The 12,298-nt window shown below is 53.3% G+C and carries 9 protein-coding genes; 1 reads left to right on the forward strand and 8 read right to left on the reverse strand.

Annotated elements, in window-relative coordinates; translation table 11 throughout:
* Positions 1–132: 132 nt before the first annotated feature.
* From gap to def, 8 genes are all read right to left on the reverse strand, one after another.
* Positions 133–1,134 (reverse strand): type I glyceraldehyde-3-phosphate dehydrogenase, encoded by a 1,002-nt coding sequence (gap, locus tag BUA28_RS12630; RefSeq protein WP_072768480.1) that lies wholly within the window; start codon positions 1,132–1,134, stop codon positions 133–135.
* 81 nt (positions 1,135–1,215) lie between these two features.
* Positions 1,216–3,231 (reverse strand): transketolase, encoded by a 2,016-nt coding sequence (gene tkt / locus BUA28_RS12635; RefSeq protein ID WP_072768481.1) that lies wholly within the window; start codon positions 3,229–3,231, stop codon positions 1,216–1,218.
* A gap of 256 nt (positions 3,232–3,487) precedes the next feature.
* On the reverse strand, positions 3,488–4,738 hold the full coding sequence (locus BUA28_RS12640) for a sigma-54-dependent transcriptional regulator (RefSeq protein ID WP_072768482.1): 1,251 nt from the start codon (positions 4,736–4,738) through the stop codon (positions 3,488–3,490).
* Between the two features lie 116 nt (positions 4,739–4,854).
* Positions 4,855–7,026 carry a sensor histidine kinase gene (locus BUA28_RS12645; RefSeq protein WP_072768483.1) on the reverse strand — a complete coding sequence of 724 codons (2,172 nt, stop codon included), beginning with the start codon at positions 7,024–7,026 and terminating at the stop codon, positions 4,855–4,857.
* On the reverse strand, positions 7,023–7,649 hold the full coding sequence (locus BUA28_RS12650) for a DUF4390 domain-containing protein (protein WP_090960981.1): 627 nt from the start codon (positions 7,647–7,649) through the stop codon (positions 7,023–7,025). The genes BUA28_RS12645 and BUA28_RS12650 overlap by 4 nt, the downstream gene beginning before the upstream one ends.
* Complete coding sequence (gene rsmB / locus BUA28_RS12655; protein ID WP_072768484.1) at positions 7,627–8,913, reverse strand: 16S rRNA (cytosine(967)-C(5))-methyltransferase RsmB; 1,287 nt, start codon at positions 8,911–8,913, stop codon at positions 7,627–7,629. The genes BUA28_RS12650 and rsmB overlap by 23 nt, the downstream gene beginning before the upstream one ends.
* Positions 8,910–9,845 carry a methionyl-tRNA formyltransferase gene (fmt, locus tag BUA28_RS12660; protein WP_072768485.1) on the reverse strand — a complete coding sequence of 312 codons (936 nt, stop codon included), beginning with the start codon at positions 9,843–9,845 and terminating at the stop codon, positions 8,910–8,912. The genes rsmB and fmt overlap by 4 nt, the downstream gene beginning before the upstream one ends.
* A gap of 104 nt (positions 9,846–9,949) precedes the next feature.
* Positions 9,950–10,453, reverse strand: a complete 504-nt coding sequence (gene def / locus BUA28_RS12665; RefSeq protein WP_072768486.1) for a peptide deformylase — start codon at positions 10,451–10,453, stop codon at positions 9,950–9,952.
* A gap of 511 nt (positions 10,454–10,964) precedes the next feature.
* On the opposite strand from def, the gene dprA reads away from it, so the two are divergent.
* A complete protein-coding gene (gene dprA, locus BUA28_RS12670; RefSeq protein ID WP_072768487.1) occupies positions 10,965–12,047 on the forward strand; it encodes a DNA-processing protein DprA in 1,083 nt (360 codons plus the stop codon).
* Positions 12,048–12,298: the final 251 nt, after the last annotated feature.

The following is a 12,298-nucleotide window of genomic DNA, read 5'->3' on the forward strand; positions in this document are numbered from 1 at the left end:
CAATTTGTGCGGTGGAGGGAGAGCTCATGTAAATCCCTTCGATGGAGCATCGAAGGGCAGAGCGGGAGGTCGGGAAGAAGAGCCTGAAAATGAACTGTATCCAGAGCTCTTCATGATGCCGCGACTATCTATTTATTTGCCGGCAATGACACGAGCCATCTCCAGAATCTTGCTGGAGTATCCCCACTCGTTGTCGTACCAGGAAACGACCTTTATGAAATTGCCATCCAAAGCCATTCCCGCCTCCGCGTCGAAGATCGAAGTGGCGCTTTCGCCGCGAAAATCCGTGGAAACAACCTTTTGATCCGTATAGCCCAGCACACCTTTCATCGATCCCTCGGATGCTTTCTTCATGGCCTCACAAATCTCTTCGTAGCTTGCTTCTTCCTCCAGTTCAACGGTGAGATCCACCACGGAAACATCGGAGGTCGGGACGCGGAAAGCCATACCGGTGAGCTTCGTGTTCAGCTCGGGAATCACCTTGCCGACGGCTTTGGCGGCGCCAGTGGAGGACGGAATAATATTTTCCAGAATGCCGCGCCCGCCCCGCCAATCCTTGTTGGAGGGACCATCGACAGTCTTCTGAGTGGCGGTGGCGGCATGTACCGTAGTCATCAAACCCCGCTTGATACCCCAGGTATCGTTCAATACTTTTGCGATAGGGGCAAGACAGTTCGTGGTACATGAAGCATTGGAAATGATGGATTGGCCATCATATGTATTATCGTTCACCCCATATACAAACATGGGTGTGTCATCTTTGGAAGGGGCCGACATGATAACTTTCTTGGCACCCGCAGCGATGTGTTTCTGGCAAGTTTCCTCGGTGAGAAACAGGCCGGTGGACTCGATGACCACTTCGGCGCCGACTTCGCTCCATCTCAGTTCAGCAGGGTCCTTGATGGCTGTCAGGCGAATCCTTTTGCCATTGACGACCAGTGTTTCGCCGTCGACAGAAACATCTCCCTTGAAGCGGCCATGCACCGAATCATGCTGCAGCATATATGCCAGGTAGTCCGGCTCAAGCAGATCATTGATAGCGACGACTTCAATATCTGGAAAATTCTGCACTGCCGCACGAAATACCATTCGTCCAATACGGCCAAATCCATTGATACCAACCTTGATTGTCATGTTTTATATACTCCTTGGATAAAGAAAGGGGCCAGGCGAAGAAACTGTCTCCGCCTTATTGTTCGTCACGACTGATTAGAATTAAATAACGCTGTTCACCGCTTTTACCACGTTCTCGACGGTGAAACCGAAGTGCTTGAACAGATCGCCCGCGGGAGCGGATTCGCCAAATGTATCCATGCCAACCACCGCGCCTTCGAGTCCGACATATTTACGCCAGTAATCGGTAACGCCCGCCTCCACCGCAACGCGGCCCACGCCCTTCGGCAATACGCTGCCCTTGTAGGACGGATCCTGGCGATCAAAAAGATTGGTGCATGGCATCGAGACTACGCGCACGTGGACACCCGTTTCGGCCAGTGCTTTTTGTGCCATCATCGCCAATCCCACTTCGGAACCGGTAGCGATAATAATTGCCCGTGGCTTGCCGTCCGCGGCTTCAGACAGGATATAACCGCCCTTGTCGATCAATTTGATGGTGGCGGAATCACGTTTCTGAAATGGCAGATTCTGGCGACTGAAGATAAGTATGGACGGGCCATCCCTGCGTTCGATCGCTCGCGCCCAGGATACGGTTGATTCAACCGTATCGCATGGTCGCCATACATCCATGTTGGGTATATAACGTAACGTCGCTGTCTGCTCTACCGGTTGGTGCGTGGGACCATCTTCGCCCAGCCCGATCGAATCGTGCGTGAATACGAACAGATTACGAATTTTCATCAGGGCCGCCATGCGGAGCGCATTGCGAGCATATTCCGAGAACATGAGGAAAGTGGCGCCGTAAGGGATGATACCGCCATGCAGCGACAGCCCGTTCATTATCGCGCTCATACCGAATTCACGAACGCCATAATAGATATAGTTGCCCCCGGCATCGCGGTCGATACCTTTCGAATTCGACCAAAGGGTAAGATTGGATCCGGCCAGATCTGCGGAACCTCCAACCAGTTCGGGCAATTGCGGCGCCAGACCTTCAATGGCGTTCTGCGAAGCCTTACGGCTGGCGATTGTTTCTTCCTTAGCATGCACACGCGCGATCAGCGCGTCTACATGTTCACTCCATCCTTCAGGTAATTGACCCGATATCCGTCGGGTAAACTCGGCGGCCTCGGCAGGGTACTTTTCGGCATACTCGGCAAACTTGCGATTCCATGCATCCTCCAGCTTTGTGCCTTTCGCGCGGGCATCCCACATTTCATAAACATCCTGGGGGATTTCGAATGGCAGATGATTCCATCCGATATGAGGACGGGCTGCGGCTATTTCCGCGGCTCCCAGTGCGGCGCCATGAACCTCGTGAGTATCGGCCTTATTGGGGGAACCCATGCCGATCACTGTTTTACAGCAGATCATCGAGGGCCGGTTGCCCGCCTGCTTGGCGGCCTCTATGGCGGCCTCTATGGCCACGGGATCGTGACCGTTGACGTTGGGCACCACGTGCCAGCCGTAAGCCTCGAACCGCTTCGGCGTATCATCAGTGAACCAGCCTTCCACATGCCCGTCTATGGAAATGCCGTTATCGTCATAAAAACAGATCAGCTTGCCTAGCCCCAGCGTACCGGCCAATGAGCAGGCTTCATGGGAGATGCCTTCCATCAGGCAACCATCTCCCAGAAATACGTAGGTGTGGTGGTTGACAATGTCAAAACCCGGACGGTTGAAATCCGCGGCAAGTATTTTTTCCGCCAGCGCCATGCCCACTGCATTGGCAAGTCCCTGCCCCAGAGGACCCGTGGTGGTTTCCACCCCGGGCGTGTACCCATATTCGGGATGACCCGGGGTTTTGGAGTGAAGCTGGCGGAAGTGCTTGATTTCCTCCATCGGCAGGTCATAGCCGGTGAGGTGCAGCAAGGCGTAAATCAACATCGATCCATGTCCGTTGGATAACACGAACCGGTCTCTGTCAGCCCATTTGGGATTCGCGGGATTGTGGCGCAGATGATGAATCCATAATACCTCAGCTATTTCCGCCATGCCCATGGGCATGCCAGGGTGGCCCGAATTGGCTTTTTGCACAGCATCCATGGCCAATGCACGGATGGCGCTGGTCAGGTCTTTGAACACCGGCGCGTCAAAATCTCTAAATGCTCCCATGAATACGGACTCCCTCGCTCAACAGATATATGTAGGATACAAAAACACCGCCCCCTAACCCGGGTAGCGGTGCGGGTCGGCAAAACCATTATTATCGCTTAAGATACGATGTCAGACAACATGACAAATCTCGGGCTGTCCATATCGGATGTGTTCGCGCTCCAGTAACCCGGGAAATGCGGCGGGATGATCCTGGCTTGATCGCATTGTCAAGTTGCTGATTCCGGAAATGCCGGCGTGCCATCATTTTTCGATATCAGGTATTCCGCAGCTTTATGCCCAGCAGTTTAAGCTTGCGGTAAAGATGCGTGCGCTCCAACCCGGCGCGCTCGGCGACCCGTGTCATGTTGCCATTTTCCAGGTCGATGAGTTGTTCAAAATACACTTTCTCGAACATATCGCGCGCTTCCCGTAACGGCATATTCAGCGGGACACCCGCAACCGCTTGTGCCGGCGATGAAGATGCCAGTATTTGCTTCACATCATCTGCCGATATTTCATCTCCGGCGCTGGTTAACGCAAGGGAGTGCACCGCGCCGGTCAGTTGCGCAAGATTTCCAGGCCAGTCATGGTTCCGTAAACAATTGAGCGCAGCGGTACTGAATTGCCGCAAGGGCACTTCGCCCGATTCAATATAGCGCGAGAGTATCTGGGCCGCGAGCTCAGGGATGTCTTCCCGATGTTCCCTCAGCGCGGGAACATTGATGCAAAGACCGCTCAATTGTTCATACAACCTTGGCTCATAGACACCTTGCGCGGCGAGCCCCGCCAATGGTGTCGTGGTAACGCATACGAGCCGGACGCTATATTTTTCGAGCTTGCCCAACAGTAGAAGCAGCCCTTTTTGCGCCAATCTGTTGAGGTCTCCTATCTCCTTGAGAAACAGCAATCCGCCTTTTGCCTGCTCAAGCAAATCAAATGGAGCATTCGCCAGGGCAGAGAGCGTATCGGGTTCCACCCAGGGCGTGTTGGGTCGATGCAAAAAGCGGGCGCATAGATCCACCCCGGTTCCAGGTTCGCTGGTGAGTAGCAGCGGTGCGCGCAAGTTAACTACCTGTTCCAGCCGTTTTTTCAGATCTGCGATCAAAGGTCCCCTGCCCAAGCTGGCGAGGGGAAGCATTATGCTGGGTTTGACCTGTCCCCCGCGCAGTGCGCGTCCTACAGTGCTCAACAGTTTCTGCAGCGGTACCGGTTTCTCGAGGTAGCCGGCTGCGCCCATCCGCGTGGCCTCTACTGCAGTATCTATCGTGCCGTGCCCGGACATCATTACTACCGGCATGGTGAGCAGCCCGCCGCTGGCCCATTCTTTCAGCAGAGTGATCCCGTCGGTATCCGGCATCCAGATATCCAGCAGTACGAGGTCGGGCCGTGTTTGTTTGCGCCAGTTGCGCGCTTGACCTGCATTTTCCGCGAGGGCAACGCGATAACCTTCGTCTCGTAAAATTTCGGACAAGAGCTCGCGTATGCCAATCTCATCATCAACAACAAGTATTGTGTTATTGCTCATAGTTCATAAAATCAATACGCATACGGTTGTGGTGGAATTCATATCTGCCGATATTCCGGTTATGAATTATCGACGGATGCTCGTCTGTATGTTCAGATTCATTTATGGCTGTTTAATCATGTGGCTGTTCGATAAGCCCTCAAATTGTCCTTCCCCGCGACCGGCAGAATCAGTGATATGCGTGCGCCGTGGGGTCGAATATTTTCGATCTGGATCATACCGCTGTGTTCCTCGATTATTTTTTTGACAATGGGTAGCCCCAGCCCTGTGCCTTTGGATTTGGTGGTAACGTATGGCTCGAACACCCGGGCCCTGACTTGCTCGGGAAAACCTCCGCCGTTATCGCTTACGCTAAAGCGTATGCCGTCGGGTGCGATTTCAGTCCGTACCATGATCGCCGGTTCTGCAACACCGATCAGTGTATCCAAAGCGTTTTGCAGCAGATTATGGATAACCTGGCGAAGCCGGGCGGAATCACCTCTCACCATCGGCAAGTCAGGAGCCAGGGCCAAATAAATATGCGGCTGGGGATTGCCGGGTGCTGCGGCGCTTGCGGCTTCATATAGTGCGAGCACTTCACGCACCAGTCCGTTGAAATCCAGCAGATGAAACTCCAGCTCCGGCGCCCTGGCATATTCACTGAATTCATTGACCATTTTTTTTAGTGCTTCCACCTGGTTGACGATAGTCTCAGTAGACCGCCGCAGGATTTGCGCATCATCGTTATTCAGCTTCTGGGCGAGTTTGTGCTGCATGCGTTCGGCGGAAAGCTGTATCGGCGTCAGCGGGTTTTTGATTTCATGGGCCAGGCGCCGCGCCACTTCTCCCCACGCGGCCGTGCGCTGAGCCTGCAATAAATTGGTTATGTCGTCAAAGACGACGACACCTCCACCGCCCGAAACAGAGGGCAGGCGTGTGCCGCGTAACAACAGAACCTGGTTGGCCCCATCCCTTGATCGCTCCAGTTGGCACTGCCACTCGCCCTTTTTACCCGAACGGAATCCTTCGAGAATCTCGGTTTTGAAAGAACTTAATTGAGGTTCACGCATTGCACATTCTTCAATAGACAATCCCTCGAGACCCGATAGCGAAATATTCAGAATTTGTCCCGCGCTCAGGTTTGCCGTACGCAAGCGCAAATTCTCGTCAAACACCAGAACGCCGGACGAAAGATTGGACAGTACGTTTTCCAGGTAAGCCCTTGCGCTTTCGACTTCTTGCTGATGACGGTGCGCAGTCGTGCGAGCTTCTTCCAGTTGCTGAGTCATGAGATTGAACGATTCAGTCAGTACTCCCAATTCATCCCGGCTCTGTACCGGGTGGCGTCTGCTAAAATCCCCCTGGGCGACGGCGCGGGTACCTTCAGCCAGCATGCCCAAAGGCGCGCTCAGCCGTTCGCTGATGAGAAAAGCGGCAGCTAAAGCAGAAAAAAGCGAGAGCAACAGCGCGAGTGTAAGCGTTACACCGTATAAACTTTTCAATCCTTCACGAGATAGCAGCAATTCCTGGTAATCGCGATACGCTGCCTGCACTATTTCCGCATCATCACCCAGTTGTTTCGGTACCAGCTGCAGCAGTTGCAAGATTTTGATATCTCCTTCCATGTCTGGTGAGCCGATTGATACTAATACCTTCAAATACAAGCCTTTGTCGGGAATAGATTCAACCGCGCCGTGCCATTTCTCCGTCTTCACCTGGTGCATCACGGCTGCACTTAACGTTTCGGGAACTGGCTCCGTTCCATCAGCCCCTAAAAAGGCGATCACGCTGCCGTCTTGATCAAACAGCGTCGCTTCCTGCGCCTGTGATTCCTTCACGAGGTAGTCTAGCGTCGGCAACGGAGAACCGGGTTGCTCGGATAATGCAATTGCGGCTACCTGTGCCTTGTTGCGAAGGTCCTCTAGAAGATTGTCGAGGATCGTGCGTCCCAGGTTTAACCCGCCTTCGAGCGCCCGGTCCACTTTGACGTCGAACCAGGATTCGATGCTTTTCCCCAGGAATTGTACCGATATGCCATACACCAGCGCACCCGGAAGAACCGCCATCAGTGAGAAAATCAGCAACAGGCGCAGCGCTAATCTGGAGCCGAACACCCCGGCCTTAAGCCTGCGCCGGAGTCTCCATAGGAGATACCCCACCACCGCCATGAGAAACAAGAGGAAGCCGACATTGAGTCTGATCAGAAGCCGATATTTGCGGTCAAAAAGCCCGGTATCGGCGCCCGCAGTCGCAAGCAGGAATAGCATGACTGCGCCTAGCGCCGCAGCGATGAAAATAACGTACTTCACAGCCTGTTGTTATCTTGAAGCTTAGCCATGGGCAGCTTTGTATTCCATCGCAGCAGGCCGGAGCTCAGATCCCACTCTCTCGACCCGAGTGTCTCTACCTGAAACGGTTTAGGCAAAGCCGATATGTCGAGCCGCATGCGCAGTTCCACTGTATATTCCTCATCCTGCCTTAACTCGGAACTGGCAATGATGGGCCGGTCGCGTACCCGGCTCAGGGCCTGTAAGGCTTCCCTCAGCGTGCCGAAATTCTGCGATAACGTGCCGCGACTCAGGCGGTATTGACGAGTAAGCGCGTAATAACTCAACCCTTCACGAACTCTGCTCTGGGCAATTCGTTCGTCCAGCCAGTACCAGCGGGACTTCACCAGGTTAAGTTCGGTTACAAAATAAAGCACGATGCCTTTCTCAAGTGCATATTCCAGCTTATGATTGAGCGTTATCTCGAAATCAGCGTCAAACTGATAGCCTTCCTCAGTGGTTTCGAGCGTTACCGACGTTATCTGTATGCCGCCGTCCGCATACGCTGCAGCCACGGGCAGCAGCGCTACGCCCAGCAGCGCCATTACGGCCGCGCACACGCACAACAGCCGTGCGAAAAAATCAGGCTTTGTGAAGCAGGGCATAAAAAAAACCGTCGTGATGGGAATCCGGCAATAATTGCCCGTCAATTGCTTCAACCCTCGAAATTGGCACCAACCGGGCATCCGCGTGGTGGCACAGGAAATTTTTTACCTGCAGTTCGTTTTCTTCTGTAAATACCGAACAGGTCGCGTAGAGCAATTTACCACCTCTGGCCAGAATCTGCCAAAGTGCATCCAGGATTTCCCTCTGTTTCGCAGCAAATTGAAAAACGTCGCTTTCACGCCTCAGCCATTTAATGTCCGGGTGACGCCGCGTCACCCCCGAAGCAGAGCAGGGAACGTCAGCCAGAATGCGGTCGAACAGCTTTCCGTCCCACCACTCCGCCGGCTGAGATGCATTGCCATGAATGATATGATTGGCCTTAAGATCCAGCCGGGTAAAATTTTGTGTTATGCGAGCCACGCGCGCAATGTCGTTGTCGACCGCGGTCAATTCTATATCCGCCAGCTCCAGCAAATGTGCGCTTTTGCCGCCGGGAGCTGCACAAGCGTCCAAAACACGCATGCAGTCGCGTACGTCCAATAACTGCGCTGCCATTTGTGCGCCCGCGTCCTGAACCGATATCAAACCCTCGGCAAACCCGGGTAACCGGTCCACCGCCACCGGTTGCCGCAGCTCGAGCGCATCATTTCCTGCCGGCCATGCGTCCATGCCACTTTGACTGAGGAGATTTTGATATTCCGCGATCATGACCCTGCGCCGATTGACTCTCAAAGTCATGGGGGGGCGTTTATTACTGTTCTCCAATATCGCCTTGTAGTTTTGAGGATATTGCGCGCGGAGTTTATCTATCCACCATTGCGGATGGGAATACCGTCCTATCTCACTTTCAGCTACACGCTCAAGCAGAGCTGAGCGGTTACGTATAAAGTTGCGCAATACGGCATTGACAAGCCCTTGTACTCCCCGAGCACCCTTCTCGCCACTGAGGATGCGGGAAACTGATACAGCATTATCCACAACCGCATGCGGGGCGGTCTTGCTGTATTCCAGTTGATATAATCCCACCAGTAATAAGCAACGCAGATTCTGATCCTTCAGCGGCTTTTTCAGCAATAAGCCAAGCAATACGTCGAGTTGGCCATAAAAACGCAGTACGCCGTAGCTTAAATCTTGAATTGCGCCGCGCTGCTGAGCGGAGAGATCGGTATGATTACGCCAGGTATCCTGCAACACCGCTGTCAGGCTCGAACCAGCCAGTACTTTTGCCACAGTTGCGGCAGCCAAACGCTGAGTTTTGGTCATTCGCGGCTTTCAAAGCGATCGCCTGGCCGCAATGAATGCCCGGAGAGAAATTCGGCGGCGCTCAGTTTTTTTCCACCCGATTTCTGCACGATTTCCAGTACGAGTGAACCCCTGCCGCAACCCACCACAATGCCATCCCGTCTTACTGAAACAATTTCACCTGGTTTGCCGAGCACATCCGCGGCCACAGCGGCTTGCCATATTTTCAATGGCATTCCACACACTCGGGAATATGCGCCAGGACGGGGATTGAATGCTCGCACTGCACGGCCGATGTCCTCCGCGCTCAAGCGCCAGTTAATTTCAGTTTCGTCTTTTTCCAATTTGGATGCGTAAGTGACGTCAGCTTCATTTTGAGGAATGGCAAAAAATTTTCCCTGCTCCAGATAGTCCAGCGCCTCTACGATGCAGCGCGCCCCCAGCAAGGAGAGCCGGTCGTGCAGAGTTTGGGTGGTGTCATCCTGTTCGATTGCGATACCTCTCTGCAATAAAATGGCGCCGGTATCCAGGCCCCGGTCCATTTGCATGATCGTGATTCCAGTCTTGCGATCCCCTGCCAATATTGCCCGCTGGATAGGTGCAGCACCTCGCCATCGCGGCAGTAATGAGGCGTGGATGTTCAGGCAGCCAAACTTTGGAATGCTTAAAACAGAAACAGGCAGGAGCAGGCCATAAGCCGCAACAATCATGACGTCGGCATCAATGGCTCCCAGTTGTGCATGCAACTCGGGCTGCTTGAGCGAGTGTGGCTGCAACAAGGCAAGTTTCCGCTGTTGCGCCAGCGACTTGATTATGCCTGAAGTGGTCTTCATGCCGCGTCCCGCGGGACGATCAGGTTGGGTCAATACCAATGCAACTTCATGTCCGGCGTCTGCCAGGGCTTCAAGCGCAGGGGCGGCAAACGGCGGGGTGCCGGCAAAAATGATTCTCATCGAAAATACGCGAATTTACCCGGCGAAAGGCTGTTGCCGCTTCGCTTCCTGATCCAGAGATTCCTTGGTTTTCCCACGTATTTGCCGATAATGGAAACTCGCTGTCACATCACTTTTCGACGCTGCTTCTTGAACTTGGACTGAATACGCAATTGCTTCATTCGCGACCAGTACTCGACAAATACTTTGCCTGACAAATGATCCATTTCATGCTGGATGCATACGGCCAGCAAACCGTCCGCCTCAAGCGTAAATGGATTCCCGTCCCAATTTAGCGCCTCCACCGTGACCCGCTCGGCACGTGGCACCTTTCCAAATACGCCCGGTACCGACAGGCAACCTTCTTCATAGTCAGACTCACCGCTGTGCGCGATGATTTCGGGGTTGATTAACACATGCAACTGATCATGTGTATCGGAAATATCGATCACGATAATACGCTGATGCACATCAACTTGGGTCGCTGCAAGGCCGATCCCGGGGGCCGCGTACATGGTTTCCGCCATATCCCGCACAAAAGCACGAGTTTCCTCAGTCACTTCCGATACTCGGTTAGCAACCGTATGCAATCGCTCATCCGGATACTGCAATATTTTTAGAAGTGCCATAAACGGGGGCGAGGCTTGAACATTAACAGTCGAAATGCAAATTCAACCATATCGTTGCGATGTTCGCATCACAACTCTATAGATAAGAGAAGGGTTTCTCGAATTCGATGCAGAGGTGCATTATATCCTGATTTGGGTAGGAAATTCCTTTTCCAGCTCTTCACAACTTTCCGATGCCGATACGAGCGACATCGGCAATAACACGTCTCTCTTTCAAATGATAGCCTGACGGGACACTGTCATTTCAACTCCAGAACCATGGCTCTGCAACATGCAGAAAATATTATCAACTCGCTAATCGCGGATGGGAAACGGTACACTGAAGCGGCGGGTCAAAAATAATGGGCGTCGGCGCCGTATTGTGTTGCTCGAGGTCGAGGTATACGAATAACTATGCGCGCCTCGCGTTTTGCCCAGCCGCAATTTAGACATTTTTAACGCCCCGCCATGGTTTATTATTTAAATCTGCTATACGCCGGTATTTCTGTCTTACTACGTTCCAAATGATGAAATGAAACCCATGCAGGAAATAGAATCTTGGCTCGCCCTTGGATTGGTTGACGGCCTCGGCGGCGAATCGATGCGGCGCTTGTTGAGGGTGTTCAGTACGCCTGCTGAAATTTTTTCCGCAAATATCACCGCGCTGGAGCGCGTGGTAAAAAGAAAGGTGGCGTATAACATTGTTCAGGGGGTTGACCAAAAAAGAATAGCTGCCACGCTCAAATGGCTGGAGGAGCCGGCGAATTCGATTATTACGCTTGCGGATTGCGATTACCCATCGCTGCTACTGAACATACCGGATCCTCCCCCGCTTCTCTATTTCAAGGGAAGGCGTGAATTGCTGAATTCGCATACCTTGGCCGTTGTGGGCAGCCGCAACGCGACGCCTCAAGGTCTTGCCAACGCCGAGGCTTTTGCCGAAGCCGCAAGTAACGCCGGACTTTGCATTGCAAGCGGCATGGCATCGGGGGTGGACGCTGCGGCCCACCGTGGCGGGTTACGCGGTAGCGCCGCCAGCATTGCGGTGGTGGGAACCGGACTGGATATCGTGTACCCCGCCGGTAATCGCGAACTCGCTCATGAATTGGCGGAAAAGGGCGCACTTATTTCCGAGTTTCCATTGGGCACACCTGCCATTGGTAGCAATTTTCCGCGCCGCAATCGCATTATTAGTGGCATGAGTCGCGGTTGCCTCGTGGTGGAGGCCGCGTTGCGAAGCGGCTCTCTCATTACTGCCAGACAGGCATTGGAGCAAGGTCGCGAGGTATTCGCCGTTCCCGGTTCGATTCATTCGCCTCTATCGAAAGGTTGCCACGCACTCATCAAGGAAGGAGCGAAACTGGTCGAAAGCGCCGACGACATTTTGTGTGAGCTCGGTTATAGATTCATGCAAAGCGCGACGCTTGATGCTGATGGACGGGACGGCGAAGAATCGGTGCTATTGACGCATCTCGGCCATGACATCACCAACATCGATACCTTGTGCGTTCGGAGCGGCTTGACGATAGAAATGGTATCAGCGATGCTATTGGCGCTCGAATTGGATGGGGTTGTCGCAAGCCTGCCGGGCGGGCGATACCAGCGGCTTCGGTAGAATCGCCGCGACATGTGGCCACATAGTTATCTATAATAAAAAACAACTGAGCTGTAGACGATGCATACGAAGTAGATAATTTGTAACGTCAGCAAAAGTATGCTGGTACTACAGGTGGCGGCAGGTGTGTTATTACGGCTCAGCTTTCCTGCTATCCGGCAGGTTCTATTATCATGCGCGTTGATCGCAGTGGCCCAGGGTTTATCCCCACCTGTCGCACTTGCTAAATAATTCGCGAATGTTCACTGGAG

It is taken from the genome of Nitrosospira sp. Nsp11 (assembly GCF_900142705.1).
Lineage (GTDB): Bacteria > Pseudomonadota > Gammaproteobacteria > Burkholderiales > Nitrosomonadaceae > Nitrosospira.